We start from the raw sequence: 19,280 nt of genomic DNA, 5'->3' as shown, positions 1-19,280 counted from the left end.
ATACCTTCTTTCTATTAATATGTATGGAGTCATTATAGCGGAAAATAAAAGAGGACGCACCTTAAGCTTATAGCTTAAAATATGTCCTCGAATAATTAGATCAGACGATATCCCGCAGGCAAGTTGCCGGTGCGCTGAATGGCGCGAACCTGTGCCCGGGTCAGTCGCTCATTGGTTGCAATGAGTGATTCGACATCTCCTCTTCGCAGGAAATCATCCAGTTCACGGATGCTTCGGTTACCGCGCAAAATAACGAAATTGTCACGGAACCTTGAACGATCGAACAACACAAGTGTAGCATTCGGGTTCGTGGAGAAGAAGCGTAAGCTTTCTATTCCTGTAATGATAGTATCAACATCTGGAAAACCCAGGTTACCGCGATAGGTTCTTCGACGCCCACGAAAGTTCTCTTCACTATATACTGTTAGCCTGGGATAGATTACGGATGTTACTTTATTGGCGACCATGTTTAATCCCTCCCTGTTGGATTGACATGCTGTCATTTGACATGCCGTCCATTTACCATATGCTGATACGGGGGAATCTGCTGGGATTGGTGTCTATTTTGGAAGAATAAGATCAAATTCCTATGAAGATTCTGAAAGTCGTTAGGATCAGCAACGGGAATTGATTTAATAGGAAATGATTCTGGGAAAAAAAGGAGTAACCTGGGAGTCAAACTCCAGATTACTCCTTACTTGTTGTGCGATGCTGTTAGATCAGACGATATCCCGCAGGTAAGTTGCCAGTTCTACGGATAGTGCGAATTTGTTCGAGGGTTAAGCGCTGATTACTTGAAATAATGGATTCCACATCATTGCCGGAAATGAAATCGTCCAAATCACGGATGGTGCGGTTTCCACGGATCACGCGGAAGTTCCCTCTAAACCTAGTTCTTGTGAACAATACCAGTGTTGCATTGCTACTGGTGGAGAAGAAACGAAGACTTTCAATACCATCGAGAATAGCGTCTGTATTCCGAATGCCCAGGTTGCCAGTCAAGATTCTGCGGTTCCCTCTAAGGTTTTCTTCGTCGTAAACGGTCAAGCGTGGAAAAGTCTGAGATACATGAACTTCCTTTTTCATTTGTCATTCCTCCTTTGTTATCTAATCTATGTTCATTTGATTATTTGGTTTGGTTGATAGTCTAATAGTAAGCCCCATTTTGAGGAGTTCTTTATTTTCGGGCTTTACATCAATAATATATTAGTGTACTATTCAACTATGACACTGACACAATGAAATGAACTAATCAATAATTAATTAGATGGCAGGGAGGATTACCATGAAGCAGGAAAGTAACGAACACATGCAAGACTCCATCGTTTTGCAAATGAATGGGGTAAGCAAGATCATTAAAGGGAAATCCATTGTGGATAAGTTGGCATTTGATATCCGTAAGGGAGAAATTGTAGGGCTCTTAGGACCAAATGGTGCAGGAAAGACAACAACAATTCGTATGATGACGGGCTTAATAAGAATGAGCGAAGGTGATGTGATCATTCAAGGTCACAGTGTTAAGAATGATTTTAATAAAGCGATTGGGCATATCGGTGCGATTATTGAGAATCCAGAGTTCTATCCTTATATGACAGGGCTTGATAACCTAAAGCAATACCAAAGAATGACGGATAATATTGAGGCCGGTAGAATTGAAGAGGTTGTGGAATTGGTAGGGCTTCAGGAAGCGATGAATAAGAAAGTGAAGGCTTATTCACTGGGAATGCGTCAACGTCTTGGGATTGCTCAGGCGTTACTGAACCGTCCGAAGTTATTGATTCTAGATGAGCCTACGAACGGACTAGATCCTGCTGGAATCAGAGAAATGCGTGATTATATGCGTAGAATTGCAGAGGTTGAAGGGATTTCTATTCTAATCTCCAGCCACTTACTGACTGAAATTGAACAAATTTGCCATCGTGCCATTGTGATTCAGAACGGCAAGCTGGTGACTGTGACAGCAATTGGTGGAGAGCAGGAGACAACTACAGAAGTGAAGCTAACAATTCGTGTAGGTTCAGTTGAATCAGCAATTAACCTCTTGGAAGGGATGGAATACGCAGAGTTATTATCAATGGATAGTGCTCGATCTGAGGTGACGGTAAGTCTGCATGATAGTAGAGTGCCCGAGCTAGTGACGACTTTTAGTAATAAAGGGGTAGGTGTTTTCCGCATTATAGAGAATAAACAAAGCTTAGAGGAAGATTTCTTGAAATGGACAGGAGGGAACCGCATTGCGTAGATTTAATAATCTTATTGTTAATGAATGGCTAAAGCTCTCGAAGAAACGTACGTTTTTCGTTCCGTATTTATTGATAATTCTTTTATCTCTGCTGATAGGATACATTGTGCATTCCGTGTCATCTGACATGTTTGGATCAGCGTATGAGTTCTCATCCATGATGTTGCTTTCACAAGGGATTGGGCAAGTGATTACCATTCTCGCAATCATCGGAACAGCGGGTATTGTCTCAAAAGAATATAGTCAGGGCACCATCAAATTCCTTCTAATCCGTGCAAGAAGCCGTACAGCAATACTTGCATCCAAATATGCTGTTGTGCTGATTTATGCGTTTACAGTGGCTATTGTCGGCATGTTGGCGGTTTTTGTATCAGGAGCATTATGGTTCGGATTAAGTGGTGGTGAGGCTGGTATTCGCGAGATGTTAACCAGTTTAATGTACAACTCTGTTAGTACAGTTGTGTATGTAACGCTTGCTTTTATGATTGGGATTTTGACGACTTCAACGGGTGTGACCATCGGGGTTACTATGTTTATGCTGATGATAGATAAATTGATCATTTCCCGTGAGTTCTATAAATATGTATTATTCCCGAACCTGAATTTATCTGCTTATGAAGGTGGAGGAGCACCTATACCTGGAATGACGCTGACCTTTTCCATCATAATGCTAGTCTTATACACAGTTGTCTTTCTACTCATAGGCTTTTCCGTCTTTAGACGAAGGGATGTTGCTTAAACATGACAATCGAATTCGATAACAACCTGCCGATTTATATCCAGATCATGAACTACATCAAAGGTGAAATCGTCACAGGTAAGCTAAAACCGGGAGATAAAATTCTCTCTGTACGTGAGCTTGCTAGTGATTTGCAGATTAATCCGAATACGGTGCAAAGAACTTTTCAGGAACTGGAGCGTGAAGAAATCGTGGAGACCCGGCGTGGAATGGGAAGATATGTTACAAGTAATGAAAACACTATCCTTACCATAAAAAAAGAAATGGCACAAGATGTACTAGATCGTTTCATTCGTGGCATGGAAGATCTCGGTTTTCAAGGAGAAGATATTGTAGCGGTAGTGGCGGAGAATATCCGGAAGAAGGATGGAGAAAAGGGGGAGTAGCAAGTTGGAAAATATACTTGAGGTTCATGACGTTACTAAAAAATATAGATCCAAGCATGCTCTCCGAGGAGTCTCCTTTAATCTGAATGCGGGTAAGATCACAGGACTGCTAGGTAGTAATGGCAGCGGTAAAAGCACACTAATGAAAATCATCGCAGGACTTACACAGCCTACCTCCGGACATGTGTCGATCATAGGGGGTTCTGTAGGCAGAGACAGTAAAGCAGTGGTGTCATTTATGCCGGATAAGCCGCTTACAGAATCCTGGATGAATGTTGCGGATGCTCTAAAGTTCCAAAGTGATTTCTATCCGGATTTTGATCAGACGAAGGCTTCACGAATGTTGGAGTTTATGAAGTTAAGAACACAAGATAAGGTAAAGGATCTGTCTAAAGGGATGAATGAACGCTTACAGCTTACACTTGCCTTATCACGCAGAGCTAGCCTTTATTTACTTGATGAGCCAATCGGTGGCGTAGATCCAGTAGCAAGAACTAAAATTCTTAATGCGTTAGTAGAGTTTTATGAAGAGGACAGCACCATACTCTTATCAACCCATTTAGTATCGGATATTGAGCGGATATTTGATGATGTGATTTTTATAAAAGAGGGAGAAATGGTGATGCATACGGCGGTAGAGGATATCCGACTACGCCAAGGTAAAAGCATAGATGAATTGTTCAGAGAGGTGTACGCGGAATGCTAAAGCTAGTGAAGTATGATTTTAGACGAGATAGGGATAAATTTCTTGCCGTTTTTGTAATCACCATTCTTGTGCAGTTTGTGATAGGCTTTACAATTAATTCGGATCAGGAAATGTTTATGATGAACATCACTACCTATGTCGTAGCGGGAGTAGTTCTTCTTTTTCTTACTTTACGTACCTTTAATCAGAACTTGAGTTTATACAATCGGAGACTCGTACCATTACCAGTCTTGCATACGGTTATGTCACCGGTACTGCTGTTTTTAGGTTTGTTGCTCGGGTTATTTATAATTGCTTATATTCATTTATGCGTGTATATAATGATGATTTCGTCTTCATTTTTACCGGAGGATTTCTGGTCGGTTTCTTCGTATGCAGTGTTAATGATCTTGTGGGCATCCGCCTTCTCTATGTTACTCGTGATGTTTTCCATAACTGTTGCACGGAGTGTGAGAGTTAAAGGGAAAGTATGGATAGGGTTAGTAGCATTTTTTATAATTCAAAATATAATCTCATTTTTAGAGACTTGGATGTTCGATCATGAATTTATCTCTTTTGAAAGTGCGTTCCGGTTTGAGGTGACTGAGGGTGGAGCTAATTTAAATGAAATTGAAATTCCTCAGTATTTTCTTGGTTTACTTCCAATCCTGTTCGAAGCAACGATTGCAGCAATTCTAATATTTGTGATTGTTAAACTCGTTAAGAAAAGAGTTGAGTTATAAGCGCATAACTCATACAGATCATAGCACGAAGGCGGAGCTAATTAGCTTTGCCTTCGTTTTTGTGCAAAAAAAGACGCCTTCCCATGAGGAGGGCATCTGTTATTTTGAATTCTACAACCCCTCTGCTTGCAGTGAGGCTGTCCATATATCGAGTTCTCTATGTAGCCGTTCTTCTTCGTCCTCGTTCAATTTAAGTTTAACTCCATATTGGTACTGGCCGAGTCCGAACATCCAGCCCCAACGAACGCTACCCACGAGTTGAAGTTTTTCTTCGTTTAATTGAAGATGAATGATTAGCTTTGTATCGCCCGCCGTGAATCGAAGATTTAGAGGGGTGCGCACCTTGCAGCCGGATCGGCTAAGATCAAGCAATACAGCTTCTGTTAGCTTTCCTGCACCTGGGCCGTTATTACTTATTGGAACTTCAATCCAGCATTCAAGCGGCTGGTTCATTACATAGCGGAATGGTTCTTTCCTGCTGGACACATCCATAATTTCCCTCCCTATCGTTTATTTGCTATTATATCGAAAGGGATTGTTGAGAACAATCTACTAAAGTGCTATTTTTAATAAGAATGGATTTATTTAATTCTAATGAAGGTGATGAGACTCGATATGTACCAATACCTTAATGAAACGTTTCAAAAACACAATTTTGACCAAGGAAGTTTGCAGGATGGGGAGTTAAATAACTGTACATTTGAGCAGTGCTCCTTCAAAGGAAGCTCTATGGAAGAGATGAATACCATCGGTTGTCGATTTGTAGATTGCGATTTTACTGGAGCCATGCTCAATGCGTCACACCATAAAGGCTCGGCTTTTACTAACTGTAAGTTCACGGGAGCAAATCTGTTCGTATCGAAATTTGAAGATTGTAAAATGGTAGGATCTGATTTCTCAAATGCTTATTTGGACGGGATTACCCTTATTGGAGGGGATTGGTCCTACACGAACCTAAGACATACCAATCTTAGCAGACAGGATCTGCGTGGGATTCGATTTACGGAAGCGGATTTAATGGGCTGTAATTTGCAAAAAAGTGATCTGCGCGGAGCTGATTTAAGTCGTGTGCAGTTGTCTCAATGCAAGCTAAAGGGGGCTGATCTGCGGGACGCCACTCTTGAGGGGATTGATTTAAAAAGTCTGGATTTACAGGGAGTTCGTATGGATATAGATCAGGCTGTTCTGTTGGCACGCTCTTTTGGAGCTAAGGTAGGGAACTAAGAATTAGGGGAGTCAGCTGCTAGTGTGATAGCGATTGATTCCCCTATTATCTATGTATTATTGCATAAGCAATTGAAGGCTTTACCGTAGTCTTTTTCTAGGCTTTGCCCACCATTTAATCCAAAGGAATCCATCATCATCTCGAAATAATTTGATACCAACCCAGCGCAAAGGTGTCCATACTTCTTTGAAATAATATGAAGGCATAGTCTATTAGACCCTCCTATATAGTAAATTATTACTATATATTACGCTAAGTCTACGGGATTCACAAGTTAATTTTACTTAATATTACATATTATGAGTGAAAGAGAAAGCTAAGGGTTCTTTTATACTGGACCTATAGCACCTGTTTTGCTGCCGAGAAGTGCTCCCCTCCATTTCATATAGACGCTCCATGCTTCACCATTATCCAGTAAGTTTTTGCAGGTATATAGCCCTTCCTCGATTGAATTGACCTTACCAGCTAAATGTAGTCTTGCGGCACCGTTCAGTAGTGTTTGATTATTGAAGGCCATGTGACCGCCGCCCTGTAGAACAGCCTCAGCAGTTTCTAGCTGTTGCTGTGAGGTCCAATGCACTTCAGGAACTGTAGTATCTAAACCCAGTACTTCAGGATCAATGATATCAAGAGCTGCAACACCTTTTTCAATTGTATATACACGGGTCGGTCGGTCAATGTAAAGGTCCTCTGAGCCTTCCACGCCTTGGACGATTAACGCCCTTTGATAGCCTAGCTTTATTAGTAACCTAGATAACCGGTCGAAGACTGTATTGTGGTATATACCGAAGACAATAAAAGGAGAACAGGCGTAGTCAATTAGCTTCTCTGCTGTATTAAATATGGTTCTCATGCCAATTTCCTCACGGATGGTGCGAATTTCGCCGAGAGGAGGGCACCATTTTTCAGCATCAACGAATAGCACACCACTCTCGTAGGCGGCAGCGATGGCGTTTGTGCGTCCTAAAGCTGTGCTCTTGATGCCGGATTCATGAATGATATCCAGTAAGGTGATTCCCCATTTGGGTGGTAGAGAAGCAGAGCTATGTAGGGTGACAGGCAGTCCGGCAGCTGACAATAGAAATGCAGTGGGAAAAGTTGCAATGAATGAGGATTTTCTTCCATCATAAGGACCGGCACAATCAAGTCCCTGCTCAAGTCGTGATTCCCGGTGCGCGTATTTACGGCAGACGTAGACGAATGCTTCTAGTTCTTCCATGCTTTCTAGCTTAATGCGCTCGGCAATCAGAAAAGCACCAATTTGGGCAGGCGATGCCGTTTGACGGAGAATGGACTCCGCGGCAAATAGAGATTCTTCATAATTGAGATCTCGAGCGCCTCGTTTGCCTCTGGCCACTTCTTTTAATAGGTTGATCATAGGATGCATTCCCCCTCAGTTTTGATCTTGCAGTAATTGATATACTTTAATGATTGAAGTAGCAACATCAACCATGCGCTTGCGTTCATTCATAGCTTGTTTACGGAGAAGATCATACGCTTCGGATTCGGAAATGTTCTTAACCTTTGACAGAATTCCTTTAGCCATATCAATCCATTTTCGTTCTTCGATCCGGGCATGTAGTTGTTCTCGCTCTTTAAGCCATTGTTGCCGTTCAAAGCATTGTTTGGCACTGAAATGAAGAATCCAATGAATCTCCTGTGAAAGCATGGTAGGAGACAACACACCATCCACCATGATGTTATCTTCACATGCAGCAAGAGATAACGTGGCTGTTTCGTCGGTACACCACCAAAGAATTGGTGCAATCTTATGACGCATAAGTAAGGTTCCCCAGCTATTCATTTCTGTGATGGGTAAATGGAGTATGGAGGCGTCAGCATCTTTGATCTGTGTCACAGCTTCTTCTTGTGTAAAGGCCGTGGTGACAATATATCCGGAGGAACGAAGAACGGCGTCCGGTGAACTAGTTGAGCGCTCGGCTGTGTCCTTCTCTGTCATGCTGTTATGAATGATCAACAGGGAATGCATAGTTCGACGCCCTTTCTTAACTATGATGTTATTTTATATAACATATATATTCGAGAATGTCGATGTGTTTAAGATATAAAAATTTTATATGTCATAATTGTTGACGTTAAGTGAGTTCCTGTTGTATAGTCGTTTTATCAAATGAATCAATCACGAATACAACGGTGTATTCGATTGAAGCGGCAATGGCGCCTGCTTTCACATCTCGCAATGGAAATGTATGTTTCCGTGCGGAGTGGAGCGGGCTTTTTGGGTTTTCCAATCGGAGAGGAGAGAGATATAGATGACAGCTGCTCGCAAGAAACTGGTGTTGGTCGGTAATGGCATGGCAGGGGTTCGTATGATTGAACATTTACTTAAGTTAAATCCTGAGGGGTATGAGATTACGATATTTGGCTCGGAGCCTTATCCAAACTATAACCGGATTATGTTGTCTTCCGTTCTAGCCGGTGGGGCGAAAATGAATGAGATTATCATCAATGATTTGGAATGGTATCACAGCCAAGGAATTAAGTTGCATATGGGTCATACGGTGATTTCAATAGACAGTGAGCGTCGTAAGGTATATTCGGATAAAGGGATAGTTGCTCCCTACGATGAGTTGATTTTAGCGACAGGCTCAAATCCTTTTATGTTGTCGATCCCTGGTGCGGATAAAGAAGGTGTTATTGCTTTTCGCGATATAAAGGATTGCCAGATGATGCAAAAAACTGCGGAATCTTTTAAAAAAGCAATTGTTATCGGTGCGGGGCTACTTGGACTGGAAGCGGCACGAGGTCTTTTGCATCTCGGAATGGAAGTCACTGTGGTGCATATCCACGATTATATTATGGAGCGCCAGCTGGATGAAGCTGCATCTATAATGCTAAGAAGAGAGCTGGAAGCTCAAGGGATGAGGTTTCTGCTGCACAAGCAGTCGGAGGCGATCTTAGGGAAGAAGAGAGTCAAGGGTTTGCTATTCACTGATGGTAGCACAGCCGATGCGGATCTTATTGTTATGGCAGTGGGCATCAAGCCAAATGTTGAATTGGCGAAGAAGAGTGGTGTGCAGATCAACCGCGGAATTATCGTGAATGATTATATGGAAACGAATATTCCTGGTATCTTTGCTCTGGGTGAATGTGCAGAGCACCGTGGGATCGCGTACGGTCTTGTGGCTCCTTTATATGAACAAGGTGCTGTATTAGCAAAAAGGCTGGCTGGAGTAAAAGTAGAAGGATATACGGGTTCAGTAACTTCAACCAAACTGAAAGTATCCGGTGTGGATGTGTTCTCAGCAGGACAATTTGCTGAGCCGGCCGGCTCTAGATCACTGCGATATCAGGATGAGATCGAAGGAGTCTACAAGAAGCTGGTTATACAAGATGACGTATTGATCGGAGCTGTATTATTTGGTGACACCGGCGACGGTGCGGGGTTGTTCTCGATCATTAAGAATAAAGAGAGTGTTAAAGGAAGGGAAAAGGAACTTCTGTTAGGAATCTCTGCGGATGTGCTCTCCTCTACACAGGGGAATCGGTTGGAAGCTATGCCGGATGATGAAATCATTTGTGGATGTAATGGAGTTTCTAAAGGGACAATTGCTGAAGCGATAGGGTCTGGAGGCTGTAACAGCGTAGGGCAAATTAAAGCTTGCACCAAAGCATCTGCTTCCTGTGGAGGTTGTAAGCCACTTGTGGAAGGATTATTGCAACTGTATGCAGGCGATTCGGTCACGGTAGTTAAAGAAGGAATTTGTGGCTGCACAACGCTGAATCGTGATGAGATTGTTTCTGAGATTAAAAGAATGAAGCTAATGACGGTCAAAGAAGTGATGAACGTTCTGGAATGGGGGCAGGAGGAAGGCTGTGCGAAATGTCGCCCTTCTCTTAATTATTATCTAGGTATGTTGTGGCCGGAGGATTATGTAGACGAGAAAGAGTCTCGTTATACGAATGAGCGTTATCACGCCAACATCCAGAAGGATGGGACTTACTCTGTGGTTCCACGTATTTATGGCGGTGTAACCTCACCCTCGGAATTGAAAAAAATCGCAGAGGTTGCCGAGAAGTTTGATGTTCCAATGGTGAAGTTTACCGGAGGCCAAAGACTGGATTTACTCGGTGTTAAGAAAGAAGATTTACCCAAGATGTGGGAGGAGCTAGATATGCCTTCAGGTCATGCTTATGGCAAAACACTGCGCACAGTGAAGACCTGTGTAGGATCTACCTTTTGCCGATTCGGTACCCAGGATTCAATCAGTATGGGAATTACACTAGAGAAACAATTCGAACGCCTGAATACGCCGGGTAAAGTGAAGCTCGCTGTGTCCGGCTGCCCCCGTAATTGCGCGGAAGCAACGATTAAAGACTTTGGTGTTGTTGCGATAGATGGTGGATGGGAGCTGCATATTGGTGGGAATGGAGGCGTGCATGTAAGGGCTACGGATCTTCTATGTGTAGTGAAGACTGAAGACGAGGTAGTCGAATGGGCAAGTGCATTTTTACAATATTACCGTGAAGAGGCCGGATGGAATGAGAGAACCGCACACTGGGTCGAACGAGTAGGGGTGGATAGTATAAAGAAAGCTCTTGAAAGCCGCGAAGAGCGGTTGGCGCTCAAGGGAAGAATTGAGACAGTGCTTAGCCGGACTACGGACCCATGGAAACAAATCATAAATGAGTCTGAACTTCGTAAGAATTTCGAAACTATCACGTAAATTGAGACTGTTTAAGGGGGATTAAGGATGACTATGACCAAAAAGCTCGTTGGGAAAGTGACGGATATTGATACCAGAGGTTCGCGAACTTTTATAGTCAATGACATGGAGATCGCACTCTTTCGACTTTCGGATGGTGAGGTTCTTGCGGTAGAGAATAAATGTCCACATAAAGGTGGTGCTCTTTCCGAAGGGATGGTATGCGGTACGAAGGTTCACTGCCCGCTGCACGACTGGAAGATTGATCTGCATAGCGGTGTTGCTATGGATCCAGATAAAGGCTGTATTAATACTTTTGAGGTAGAAGTCGATCCGAATAGCGGCTCAATCTATGTGACCATTTAAAGAAAAGACCAATTAAGAGGGGGAATAATCATGGATTATATCAAACCGCGTGAAGTGCTGAACGCAATGATAGAAAGCGGCAAGAACAAAGCGGAGTTATCTATCTTACAGCTATTGGTGAGAGGTAGTCTGGGTGGAGCGATTCTAGCTTGTGCCACCACGTTGGCGTATACAGCTGCGGCGCAATCCAAGATTCCTATGGTAGGAGCTATTATTTTTCCAGTAGGGTTTGTAATGATTATTCTGCTCGGTCTAGAGCTAGTAACAGGTAGCTTCGCGCTAATACCTTTGGCGGTTCTGGAGAAGAAAACAACAGTTAAACGAATGTTGAATAACTATTTGTGGGTGATCATCGGACATTTGCTCGGTTGTGCGGTATATGCTGTCCTTTACGGTCTTACGATTACTAAGATGGGGACGGATATGAGTAACCCGATGATTCAAACTCTAATTAATACAAGTGAAGCCAAGACCATCGCTTATAAAAATATGGGTGGAGACGGAATGCTGTTGGTTATTATTAAAGCTATGCTCTGTAACTGGATGGTTACCTTGGGCGCAGTTATGGCTATGACTTCGAGCGCTACCTCCGGCAAAATAATTGCCATGTGGTTGCCCATCTTAACCTTCTTTGGACAGGGGTTTGAGCACACCGTTGTAAATATGTTCGTAATCCCCGCGGGGATGATGCTTGGTGCGAGTGTTAGCTTTGGTGACTGGTGGTTATGGAACGGTATTCCTGTTCTACTAGGCAATTTTATAGGGGGGGTCCTGTTTACCGGAATTCTATTATATCTCTCACAAAAAAGTTCCAAGGACAGTCAATTAGCTCAGGCTTCAGATTTATCGGTTGGTCGCAGAGACCCCGTAGTTCTGGAAAACGCTGTGCTGGAGAAAAGCTTATGAAGCCGGGATGCGTAGCTATTGTCGGAGCGGGACCGGGAGATATAGAGCTTATTACGGTTAAAGCTATGCGCCGTATCCAAGAGGCAGACGTTATTTTATATGACCGCTTGGTAAATGAAGAGCTACTTAACTATAGCAAAGCCGGAGTAGTACTAATCTATTGTGGTAAATCTCCAGGTCAGCATTCAATGTCGCAGGAGAAAATTAATGGGCTGCTCATTCAATATGCTTCTGAAGGCAACAAGGTTGTTCGCCTTAAAGGAGGAGACCCCTTTGTATTCGGGAGGGGTGGGGAAGAAGCGCTGGCTGTAGTGGAAGCGGGGATTCCTTATGAGGTGATCCCTGGTATAACCTCTGCAATCGGTGTAGCCGCCTCCGCGGGGATTCCTTTAACACATCGTGGCATAGCGGCTTCTTTTGCCGTAGTAACTGGTAGTCGCTGTCCTGAACATGTTGCTCCTATTCGTTGGGATCGATTAGCGCATAGCGTAGATACTCTGGTTATTTATATGGGGGTTAGCCAACTGAGTCAGATTCGCGAACAGCTCTTGCTACACGGCAAGGATGCTCAAACTCCGATTGCGCTGATAGAAAATGGTACGTCGGTTAGCCAACGGACTATTACTGGAACACTGGATAATATCGATAAGCTGGCAATCGCAATGAAGATCAACAATCCTGCTCTTATTATAGTAGGTGAGGTTGTGAAGTTGAGAGAGCAGCTTATACAATTACAGAACATAGTAAGATCACAAATTTGCTAGACGAGATTGATAGTGTTTATAAGTGTGAATGAGATACGTGTTCTTAGAATGCGTATTTTTTTTGTTGTAAATTAGGAAGCGAATCTAGCAAAAAGTCTCTGCTGATAGGGGATAAGCACAATCATTTCATTATGCTCTGCATTTAATAGAGGGAGAGGATGTGATGAAATGACGGAGACTGGGTTCATAGCGAAGATTGCTAATTTTGCTGTGAAGGACATGCAGATTAGTAAGGTTCCGGCATCACTAACGATAGCTCAGGCGGCTCTGGAATCGGGTTGGGGCAGTAGCGGGTTGACTGTTAAAGCAAACAATTTGTTTGGAATTAAAGGTAGCGGACCAGCAGGCAGTATTACTGTGCAAACTACTGAATATGTTAATGGTAAAGCAGTTAAAGTAGAAGCTCCTTTTCGGGCTTATAACAACTGGGGAGAATCTATCGCGGATCATTCCGCGTTAATTATGAATGGTGTTTCGTGGAATCGTAACCTTTACAGCAAAGTACTTGGTGCGAGTGGCAAGGTAGCTGCACATGAAATTGCTGCCGCTGGCTATGCTACTGACCCTAACTATGCGGCAAAGCTTATCCAGATAATGAATACTTATAATCTGTATTTATATGATGAAGACATCAAGGAAGGAGATGACGAAATGTCGGCAGAGGATAAACAAAAGCTGGTTCTTTTGGAAACAGAAATAAAGGAACTGCGTGCCCTTATAGTAAGCCTTACGGATAGCAAGGATACGCTAAAGACGGGTGTGCAGGAACAAGGTCAGTCGATTGCTAAGCTTTCGGATCGGGTGACTTTAATTGAAGGTCGTACTGTGATGAATGTACCGACATGGGCTGAAGCGGCTGTAAAGGCAGCAAGTGCTGCGGGGCTGCTAGACACGCCATCAGGTGGCAGCTATGACTTCTATCGTATATTAACCGTGCTTAACCGTGCAGGCTTACTTGTTACAGGTAGTGGAAAATGAAATAGGGAGGGATAGACACTATGTATAATGATGCTCTCAACAGTGTGCTTGCCTTTGCTTCCGTGCTGGCTGTTTTTGTAATGGCGCTCGTACAACTTGTGAAGAATAGCGTGAATATTCCGCGGAACATTGTACCGGTTGTTGGATTAGCTATTGGCTTGCTGGTTGGGGCAGTTGCCTATCCGTTCACCGATATGAACCTTATCCTGCGGCTTTGGGCTGGAGGGCTTGCGGGACTTTCGGCGACGGGATTATTCGAGCTTGCTTTTAACAAAAGGGAAGGGACAAAAAAAGACGATAAATAGATTCGGCCTTATTTGTTCTTAAAAACAATCCTTTCTCACTGTTGAAATGACTACGCACTCTATCGAGTTGATTAATATACTATCGTATGAACAAGAAAGGAGGTGTAACTTTGGGAACTTATCTTGACGCTAGAACATCACAAAATGCCAGTCTCGCCAACTCGATCTCTATTCCGATTACTTTCATAAACACGCCACAATTATTTGGACAAATTGGTCTGATAACAGCTGGAGTGACTACGAATCCACGTGTGTTGCTTAAAGGTACAATATCTGTTACCCTTCCGTTGGCATTAGTAGGTATTACAATTACGATTGTAAGAGGAACCTTACCTACGGATCCACGTGTGTATTCTGCTACTTCAACTTTTGGTCTTAGTATATTGGCGCCGCAAGTAATAACCTTTTCGGCAGCAGATTTCTTACCTGCAATCACACCTCAACTCACTTATACAGCATTTGTATCTTCTAATCTTCTTGGGACGGTACGTGTGGGTCCAGAAAGCTTTGACGGTATTTTAGTTTCTGATTAGACATCTCTACACTAACCTCGCGCAGTTGGCGGGGTTATATTTTTAACGTATCGCCCAATCTTACAGGGGGCTTAATACATATCTTGTGGTGTATTCTAAACAATGGAGGAGGTCTTCACATGGGTGCTCATGTTGGTGGTGCTTTTACTTCTACAAGTGCAATTTTAGTTTTGTTCATTTTGTTAGTAATTATTTCTTGTGCATGTATGTTCTAGAGCCTAATATATAAAAAAAAGGTCTGCTTCTAGCATTAGTGCTAGAAGTGGACTTTTTTTTATTTTGTTACATCGATTCATGCTACAGATGGAACGGTACGTGTAGGTCCAGAGAGCTTCGACGGCATTTTAGTTTCTGACTAAGCGTAGAGCCATTAACCTCGCTGGTTGCCCAGTGGGTTATTTTTTAACCGATTGCCCAATCTTCTGGAAGGGTTAATACATATCCTGTGGTGTATTCTAAACAATGGAGGAGGTCTTCACATGGGTGCTCATGTTGGTGGTGCTTTTACTTCTACAAGTGCAATCTTAGTTTTGTTCATCTTGCTGGTAATCATTTCTTGTGCTTGCATGTTCTAAATCCAATTATAAAAAAAGGGTCTGCTACTAGCATTAATGCTAGTAGTGGGCTTTTTTTATTTTGTTACATCGATTCATGCTACAGATGGAACGGTACGTGTAGGTCCAGAGAGCTTCGACAGCATTTTAGTTTCTGACTAAGCGTAGAGCCATTAACCTCGCTGGTTGCCCAGTGGGTTATTTTTTAACCGATTGCCCAATCTTCCGGAAGGGTTAATACATATCCTGTGGTGTATTCTAAACAATGGAGGAGGTCTTCACATGGGTGCTCATGTTGGTGGTGCTTTTACTTCTACAAGTGCAATCTTAGTTTTGTTCATCTTGCTGGTAATCATTTCCTGTGCTTGCATATTCTAAATCCTATTATTAAAAAAAGGGGTCTGCTTCTAGCGTTAGTGCTAGAAGTGGGCTTTTTTACTTCGAAGGCTGATAAAGAGTGGCGGAATAATCAGTGCCTCGACAGTTGGGGGATAGTATTCCGATGATGGAATACATCTTAAAGGATATTATCTAGCGGCCACTGAGCGTTCCAATAAAGACGGTGAAAGGCGTTCCATAAATTCGAGGGTCGAGGGCTTTTGGGCGAGTTTGCTTATTATTCACAAATAAATGCATTATATAAATTGCATTATGTAATAAATATATTATAATTCGAAGTATATGGAGGGATTCAATGAAAAACAAGCGAATGAAAATTGCCCGAATTGAGTGCGATATGAAGCAAGAAGATTTGGCAAACATTGTTGGGGTGACAAGACAAACAATTGGACTTATTGAAGCTGGTAATTATAATCCATCTCTAAATCTATGCGTTGCAATTTGCCAAGCACTCGGTAAAACTTTAAACGATTTATTTTGGGAGGAAAAATAATGAGAAACAGCAGAGTCAATGATGAACGAATTGTATCTCAGAGAAGGAAGATTCAAAGCGATGCTTTTCAAATATTAGTATATTGTTTGCTGATTTCAATCTTGATTCAACAATTCATAATGAATGCTCCGTTTGCACAATTTGCAGTTGAGTTTTTCTGCCTAATTGGTATTGGAATATATATAACTATAAGGCACTTGTCTGATGGTGTTGATATTTCCCAAAGTCACTCAAACAAAAGGCTGGTCCTAAACAGTATTGTTTCAGGCGGGATTTGTGTTTCGTTGATGGTATTTTTGGCGGGTGAAAGAAATGTATGGAATCTTATTTTAATCTTTGTTGCTTTTACGATTGTTTATTTTCTTGCACACTTTGTGTTACGGAATATCAACAAAAGAAGACAAAAGCAAATAGATGATGAATTAGGTTCTGATGAAAATATAGATGAATGAAATGAGCGGATGTTCAGGGAATTCTAAAGACTGCGAGGATCAAGCATACGATCTGATGGCTTCCGATAGTGAATTGTATTATTTTTGGCCGGGGCTACTACCCGAATCGTGGAAATGACATGATTTCTTGCTACATAAGGCTTTATAAACATAAATTCGGGGCCCTATCTCTAGGGCCCCTTTCATGGGAGAGGAGAAACCGGACGAAGAGCTTATGGGGAAACGTAAGCCTGCTCCGCGGTTGTCTACGACATTTGTGGTGTCGATAATTACATGATGTCCCTGGAAGTCCAGTCTTATACATAATGGAGACTAATTTATCGGAATAGTCTTCATTCGTCCATTTTTCATATCTAGACAAACTTTTTATTTCATCGCGCAAATGTGTTACGATAAGCGTGGACTTATGCCTTTTTGGGTATAACAAACAGAGACATAGAGCGGGTGATTGACGGTGAGAGTGGTATCAGGAAGCGCAAAAGGAAGGCCGCTAAAGAGTGTGCCAGGAAGTGGGACAAGACCTACAACCGATAAGGTGAAGGAAGCAGTGTTCAGCATGATAGGTCCATATTTCGAAGGTGGAGCAGTGCTGGACTTGTTCGCAGGTACAGGTGGTCTGGGTATCGAAGCTTTAAGCAGAGGAATGGAAAGTGCCGTATTTGTAGATATGGATCCTAAAAGTATCGACACGATCCGCGCGAATTTAAAAGCGACTAATCTTGAAGCACGTGCGCAAGTGTACCGAAATGAAGCAGGGAGAGCGCTCAGTGCATTGGAGAAGCGGGGACGTGTTTTTGATTTAGTCTTTTTAGACCCTCCCTACCGATTGAAGCACGGAGATGAGCTGATGCTGTCTATGGTAGAAAAAGGAATGCTGCAAGAGGACGCAATCATTGTACTGGAGCACGAATCAAGTTATGCCTATCCTGAGAACATCCCAGGATTTTATAGGCTGCGTCAGGCCGTATACGGAGAAACGACAATTTCTATTTATCAGTATGAAGCTGATCCTTCAGAGGACGGCGAGACTGGTGAGGAGGTAGAGAATGAGTCTGCAAATTAGAAAAGAACGTGTCGCGATCTATCCAGGCACTTTTGATCCCGTGACTATGGGACATATGGATATTATTCGGCGCGCATCCAAGCAATTCGACCGTTTAATCGTAACGGTGCTAAATAATTTGAGTAAGAATCCGCTGTTTACTGTAGAAGAGCGAACAGAGCTTTTAAGACAGGCAACGGCTGACATTCCAAATGTGGAAATCGACAGCTTTCGGGATCTGCTAGTCAATTATGTTCGTCAAAAAGATGCTCAAGTCATTGTTCGTGGTATTCGTACTGTAACTGACTTTGAATATGAACTGCAAAATGCATCCATCAACCATAGCCTAGATCCAGACGCGGAAACGATTTTTATGATGACTAATCCGAAGTATTCCTATTTAAGCTCCAGCGTTGTAAAAGAAATTGCCCATTTCGGTGGGAATGTGTCAGACTTCGTGACGCCAGAGGTGGAACAAGCGATGAAGCTTAAATTTAATCGAGTCGATGGCGAAAAGCACTAACGAGATATATTGCTGCGGATAATGCTAGTAGGATGATGAGTAGAAGAGACTGCAGACTGAGTAATTGTGGAAAAGAGCTCCATATGGAAGTTACATTAATGGTTCTGTTTGGTGTGGATTGTGAATCAGCAAGAGCAGGCAAAGCAGCTTCACTTATAGTCAACAGCGGTTTCCATAGCAGTAGTGTTAATAAAAAAGCATAGGCTCCGTGCATCAGGCGAACCTTAGCATAGGGGAGGAATCGGACCCCTGCTTGTTTAAGCAGGGTTAGTACCTGTAGCTGGGCGCAGAGCCCGCTCCAACCTAGTGCAGCAGATAGTAAGGCGATGCCTAGCACTCCTGATGATCCGGCTCCGATGTTCGTGAGCCCTTTGCTTATGGCGTCGGCTCCTAAATGAATCTCCAGCAAGCTTGCTGGCAGAGCGGTCGGCAACGCAGGAAGCACAGCAGAGATGATATTGATGACTACAGCGAACATGATCATGTAACCGCCCACAACCATCAAATTTTGCACGGCTGTAGCTACCGACTCCCCAAGAAGCTTGCCGAAGCTTCGGCCGTCTCTTGATCTGGCTTCAGTAGCTGCAAGCTGGACACGACTATATAAAGAAGGTCGTTTGGTATTCGTGCTTTTCTTTACAGTAGGCTGTGGATTGTCTATCCGGCCATTTAACAGAACATCTGTGTAACTGGCCAGAAGTCCTGAAATCCAATGGATAGCAAGTAGGAAGTAGCCTGCTGATGGACTATGTAGAAAAGCTACACCAATCACAATGAGTAGGGTTACTGGGCTTGCGAAATGCGTAAGGGAGGCAAGACGAGCGGCTTCCTTGTCCGAAATGCTGCCCTGCTTATGAAGCTGCATTACGCCTCCGGCCCCACCAGGGAATCCAGCGGTAATACCAAGCGCCAAAGTCCAGCCACTAGCGCCGGGAAGTCGAAAGACCTTTTTCATCAAAGGTTCTAGGAGAACTCCGAAACCATGCACGAAGCCCGAGGCGGTTAGCATCTCTGACAGCATCAGGAAGGGGAGCAGTGCAGGGAATACGAGTGTCCACCAGAGCTTTAATCCTTGGAGAGAAGCCTCAAAAGAGCTCTCTGGTGAGATGATGATTGCAATGGCTAACAGAATTGCGATCGCCCCGGATAGAAAAGGTGTGGAGCGACTAGCTATCCGGCGTATTTTAATATTGTTCATTTCTAGAATCACCTCTTCATAACTTAAGGCATAGCAGATGTGTTATCAATTTATGCAGAGTAGACAACCATCATGCCAAA

General features: G+C 43.0%; 27 protein-coding genes. 21 read left to right on the top strand and 6 right to left on the bottom strand.

Translation table 11 applies throughout. The features are described 5' to 3' along the window. Positions 1–95: 95 nt before the first annotated feature. A complete protein-coding gene (locus NSS67_RS20515; protein WP_339315438.1) occupies positions 96–467 on the bottom strand; it encodes a hypothetical protein in 372 nt (123 codons plus the stop codon). Between the two features lie 247 nt (positions 468–714). Next, complete coding sequence (locus NSS67_RS20510) at positions 715–1,086, bottom strand: hypothetical protein (RefSeq protein WP_339315437.1); 372 nt, start codon at positions 1,084–1,086, stop codon at positions 715–717. Between the two features lie 199 nt (positions 1,087–1,285). Here NSS67_RS20510 and NSS67_RS20505 point away from each other — a divergent pair, with 199 nt between their 5' ends. From NSS67_RS20505 to NSS67_RS20485, 5 genes are read left to right on the top strand one after another with little or no spacing between them, the layout of a single operon-like run. Further along, positions 1,286–2,242 (top strand): ABC transporter ATP-binding protein, encoded by a 957-nt coding sequence (locus NSS67_RS20505; protein WP_339315436.1) that lies wholly within the window; start codon positions 1,286–1,288, stop codon positions 2,240–2,242. Next, positions 2,235–2,981, top strand: a complete 747-nt coding sequence (locus NSS67_RS20500; RefSeq protein WP_339315435.1) for an ABC transporter permease — start codon at positions 2,235–2,237, stop codon at positions 2,979–2,981. Before NSS67_RS20505 ends, NSS67_RS20500 begins: the two co-directional genes overlap by 8 nt. A 2-nt stretch (positions 2,982–2,983) precedes the next feature. Then, positions 2,984–3,367, top strand: a complete 384-nt coding sequence (locus tag NSS67_RS20495) for a GntR family transcriptional regulator (RefSeq protein ID WP_339315434.1) — start codon at positions 2,984–2,986, stop codon at positions 3,365–3,367. A gap of 4 nt (positions 3,368–3,371) precedes the next feature. Next, on the top strand, positions 3,372–4,073 hold the full coding sequence (locus NSS67_RS20490; protein WP_339315433.1) for an ABC transporter ATP-binding protein: 702 nt from the start codon (positions 3,372–3,374) through the stop codon (positions 4,071–4,073). Further along, a complete protein-coding gene (locus NSS67_RS20485; RefSeq protein WP_339315432.1) occupies positions 4,067–4,795 on the top strand; it encodes a hypothetical protein in 729 nt (242 codons plus the stop codon). The genes NSS67_RS20490 and NSS67_RS20485 overlap by 7 nt, the downstream gene beginning before the upstream one ends. Positions 4,796–4,906: 111 nt before the next feature. On the opposite strand, the gene NSS67_RS20480 is transcribed toward NSS67_RS20485, so the two are convergent. Then, positions 4,907–5,287 carry a PilZ domain-containing protein gene (locus NSS67_RS20480; RefSeq protein WP_339315431.1) on the bottom strand — a complete coding sequence of 127 codons (381 nt, stop codon included), beginning with the start codon at positions 5,285–5,287 and terminating at the stop codon, positions 4,907–4,909. 123 nt (positions 5,288–5,410) lie between these two features. Between NSS67_RS20480 and NSS67_RS20475 the strand changes: the two genes are divergently transcribed. Then, entirely contained in the window at positions 5,411–6,019 is a 609-nt protein-coding gene (locus NSS67_RS20475) for a pentapeptide repeat-containing protein (protein WP_339320647.1), read from the top strand. A gap of 329 nt (positions 6,020–6,348) precedes the next feature. Here the strand turns inward: NSS67_RS20475 and NSS67_RS20470 are convergent, their stop codons facing one another. Further along, the gene (locus tag NSS67_RS20470; RefSeq protein WP_339315429.1) at positions 6,349–7,398 is read right to left on the bottom strand and encodes an anthranilate phosphoribosyltransferase; all 1,050 of its coding nucleotides are present in this window, start codon (positions 7,396–7,398) and stop codon (positions 6,349–6,351) included. Between the two features lie 15 nt (positions 7,399–7,413). Then, a complete protein-coding gene (locus NSS67_RS20465) occupies positions 7,414–7,980 on the bottom strand; it encodes an ANTAR domain-containing protein (protein WP_339315427.1) in 567 nt (188 codons plus the stop codon). A 313-nt stretch (positions 7,981–8,293) separates the two neighbouring features. On the opposite strand from NSS67_RS20465, the gene nirB reads away from it, so the two are divergent. From nirB to coaD, 15 genes are all read left to right on the top strand, one after another. After that, entirely contained in the window at positions 8,294–10,708 is a 2,415-nt protein-coding gene (nirB, locus tag NSS67_RS20460) for a nitrite reductase large subunit NirB (protein WP_339315425.1), read from the top strand. Between the two features lie 33 nt (positions 10,709–10,741). Beyond that, the gene (gene nirD, locus NSS67_RS20455; protein WP_339320646.1) at positions 10,742–11,053 is read left to right on the top strand and encodes a nitrite reductase small subunit NirD; all 312 of its coding nucleotides are present in this window, start codon (positions 10,742–10,744) and stop codon (positions 11,051–11,053) included. Positions 11,054–11,083: 30 nt separating this feature from the next. Further along, the gene (locus NSS67_RS20450; RefSeq protein ID WP_339315423.1) at positions 11,084–11,959 is read left to right on the top strand and encodes a formate/nitrite transporter family protein; all 876 of its coding nucleotides are present in this window, start codon (positions 11,084–11,086) and stop codon (positions 11,957–11,959) included. Beyond that, a complete protein-coding gene (gene cobA, locus NSS67_RS20445) occupies positions 11,956–12,723 on the top strand; it encodes a uroporphyrinogen-III C-methyltransferase (RefSeq protein WP_339315422.1) in 768 nt (255 codons plus the stop codon). The genes NSS67_RS20450 and cobA overlap by 4 nt, the downstream gene beginning before the upstream one ends. Before the next feature lie 168 nt (positions 12,724–12,891). Continuing rightward, a complete protein-coding gene (locus NSS67_RS20440; RefSeq protein WP_339315421.1) occupies positions 12,892–13,701 on the top strand; it encodes a glycoside hydrolase family 73 protein in 810 nt (269 codons plus the stop codon). A 20-nt stretch (positions 13,702–13,721) separates the two neighbouring features. Further along, complete coding sequence (locus NSS67_RS20435) at positions 13,722–14,006, top strand: holin (protein WP_339315420.1); 285 nt, start codon at positions 13,722–13,724, stop codon at positions 14,004–14,006. A gap of 110 nt (positions 14,007–14,116) precedes the next feature. Further along, positions 14,117–14,539, top strand: coding sequence for a hypothetical protein (locus tag NSS67_RS20430; protein ID WP_339315419.1), 423 nt, complete (start codon positions 14,117–14,119; stop codon positions 14,537–14,539). Between the two features lie 119 nt (positions 14,540–14,658). Then, positions 14,659–14,754 carry a sporulation protein YjcZ gene (yjcZ, locus tag NSS67_RS20425; RefSeq protein ID WP_339315418.1) on the top strand — a complete coding sequence of 32 codons (96 nt, stop codon included), beginning with the start codon at positions 14,659–14,661 and terminating at the stop codon, positions 14,752–14,754. Positions 14,755–15,018: 264 nt separating this feature from the next. After that, complete coding sequence (yjcZ, locus tag NSS67_RS20420) at positions 15,019–15,114, top strand: sporulation protein YjcZ (protein ID WP_339315418.1); 96 nt, start codon at positions 15,019–15,021, stop codon at positions 15,112–15,114. A gap of 261 nt (positions 15,115–15,375) precedes the next feature. Then, a complete protein-coding gene (locus tag NSS67_RS20415; RefSeq protein WP_339315416.1) occupies positions 15,376–15,471 on the top strand; it encodes a YjcZ family sporulation protein in 96 nt (31 codons plus the stop codon). 316 nt (positions 15,472–15,787) lie between these two features. Then, the gene (locus NSS67_RS20410) at positions 15,788–15,985 is read left to right on the top strand and encodes a helix-turn-helix transcriptional regulator (protein WP_339315415.1); all 198 of its coding nucleotides are present in this window, start codon (positions 15,788–15,790) and stop codon (positions 15,983–15,985) included. Next, positions 15,985–16,437, top strand: coding sequence for a DUF6773 family protein (locus NSS67_RS20405; RefSeq protein ID WP_339315414.1), 453 nt, complete (start codon positions 15,985–15,987; stop codon positions 16,435–16,437). Before NSS67_RS20410 ends, NSS67_RS20405 begins: the two co-directional genes overlap by 1 nt. Beyond that, positions 16,430–16,555 carry a hypothetical protein gene (locus NSS67_RS20400; protein ID WP_339315413.1) on the top strand — a complete coding sequence of 42 codons (126 nt, stop codon included), beginning with the start codon at positions 16,430–16,432 and terminating at the stop codon, positions 16,553–16,555. Before NSS67_RS20405 ends, NSS67_RS20400 begins: the two co-directional genes overlap by 8 nt. A gap of 336 nt (positions 16,556–16,891) precedes the next feature. After that, positions 16,892–17,500: a 16S rRNA (guanine(966)-N(2))-methyltransferase RsmD gene (rsmD, locus tag NSS67_RS20395; RefSeq protein ID WP_339315412.1), complete on the top strand. Its 609-nt coding sequence runs from the start codon at positions 16,892–16,894 to the stop codon at positions 17,498–17,500. Then, complete coding sequence (gene coaD, locus NSS67_RS20390; protein WP_339315411.1) at positions 17,484–18,002, top strand: pantetheine-phosphate adenylyltransferase; 519 nt, start codon at positions 17,484–17,486, stop codon at positions 18,000–18,002. Before rsmD ends, coaD begins: the two co-directional genes overlap by 17 nt. Here coaD and NSS67_RS20385 read toward each other — a convergent pair. After that, positions 17,974–19,200 carry a nucleoside recognition domain-containing protein gene (locus tag NSS67_RS20385; protein WP_339315410.1) on the bottom strand — a complete coding sequence of 409 codons (1,227 nt, stop codon included), beginning with the start codon at positions 19,198–19,200 and terminating at the stop codon, positions 17,974–17,976. The two genes, coaD and NSS67_RS20385, sit on opposite strands and share 29 nt — an antisense overlap. Positions 19,201–19,280 lie beyond the last annotated feature (80 nt).

The organism is Paenibacillus sp. FSL R10-2734 (assembly GCF_037963865.1).
Classification (GTDB): domain Bacteria; phylum Bacillota; class Bacilli; order Paenibacillales; family Paenibacillaceae; genus Paenibacillus_AQ.
Note: the sequence above shows the minus strand (reverse complement) of the source record. Positions and strands in the feature narration are given on the sequence as shown.

Coding starts and splice junctions, on each gene's coding strand:
- NSS67_RS20515 (WP_339315438.1), bottom strand. CDS start 467: ATGGTCGCCAATAAAGTAACATCCGTAATCTATCCCAGGCTAACAGTA.
- NSS67_RS20510 (WP_339315437.1), bottom strand. CDS start 1,086: ATGAAAAAGGAAGTTCATGTATCTCAGACTTTTCCACGCTTGACCGTT.
- NSS67_RS20505 (WP_339315436.1), top strand. CDS start 1,286: ATGAAGCAGGAAAGTAACGAACACATGCAAGACTCCATCGTTTTGCAA.
- NSS67_RS20495 (WP_339315434.1), top strand. CDS start 2,984: ATGACAATCGAATTCGATAACAACCTGCCGATTTATATCCAGATCATG.
- NSS67_RS20485 (WP_339315432.1), top strand. CDS start 4,067: ATGCTAAAGCTAGTGAAGTATGATTTTAGACGAGATAGGGATAAATTT.
- NSS67_RS20480 (WP_339315431.1), bottom strand. CDS start 5,287: ATGGATGTGTCCAGCAGGAAAGAACCATTCCGCTATGTAATGAACCAG.
- NSS67_RS20475 (WP_339320647.1), top strand. CDS start 5,411: ATGTACCAATACCTTAATGAAACGTTTCAAAAACACAATTTTGACCAA.
- NSS67_RS20470 (WP_339315429.1), bottom strand. CDS start 7,398: ATGATCAACCTATTAAAAGAAGTGGCCAGAGGCAAACGAGGCGCTCGA.
- NSS67_RS20465 (WP_339315427.1), bottom strand. CDS start 7,980: ATGACAGAGAAGGACACAGCCGAGCGCTCAACTAGTTCACCGGACGCC.
- nirB (WP_339315425.1), top strand. CDS start 8,294: ATGACAGCTGCTCGCAAGAAACTGGTGTTGGTCGGTAATGGCATGGCA.
- nirD (WP_339320646.1), top strand. CDS start 10,742: ATGACCAAAAAGCTCGTTGGGAAAGTGACGGATATTGATACCAGAGGT.
- NSS67_RS20450 (WP_339315423.1), top strand. CDS start 11,084: ATGGATTATATCAAACCGCGTGAAGTGCTGAACGCAATGATAGAAAGC.
- cobA (WP_339315422.1), top strand. CDS start 11,956: ATGAAGCCGGGATGCGTAGCTATTGTCGGAGCGGGACCGGGAGATATA.
- NSS67_RS20440 (WP_339315421.1), top strand. CDS start 12,892: ATGACGGAGACTGGGTTCATAGCGAAGATTGCTAATTTTGCTGTGAAG.
- NSS67_RS20435 (WP_339315420.1), top strand. CDS start 13,722: ATGTATAATGATGCTCTCAACAGTGTGCTTGCCTTTGCTTCCGTGCTG.
- yjcZ (WP_339315418.1), top strand. CDS start 14,659: ATGGGTGCTCATGTTGGTGGTGCTTTTACTTCTACAAGTGCAATTTTA.
- yjcZ (WP_339315418.1), top strand. CDS start 15,019: ATGGGTGCTCATGTTGGTGGTGCTTTTACTTCTACAAGTGCAATCTTA.
- NSS67_RS20415 (WP_339315416.1), top strand. CDS start 15,376: ATGGGTGCTCATGTTGGTGGTGCTTTTACTTCTACAAGTGCAATCTTA.
- NSS67_RS20410 (WP_339315415.1), top strand. CDS start 15,788: ATGAAAAACAAGCGAATGAAAATTGCCCGAATTGAGTGCGATATGAAG.
- NSS67_RS20405 (WP_339315414.1), top strand. CDS start 15,985: ATGAGAAACAGCAGAGTCAATGATGAACGAATTGTATCTCAGAGAAGG.
- NSS67_RS20400 (WP_339315413.1), top strand. CDS start 16,430: ATGAATGAAATGAGCGGATGTTCAGGGAATTCTAAAGACTGCGAGGAT.
- coaD (WP_339315411.1), top strand. CDS start 17,484: ATGAGTCTGCAAATTAGAAAAGAACGTGTCGCGATCTATCCAGGCACT.
- NSS67_RS20385 (WP_339315410.1), bottom strand. CDS start 19,200: ATGAACAATATTAAAATACGCCGGATAGCTAGTCGCTCCACACCTTTT.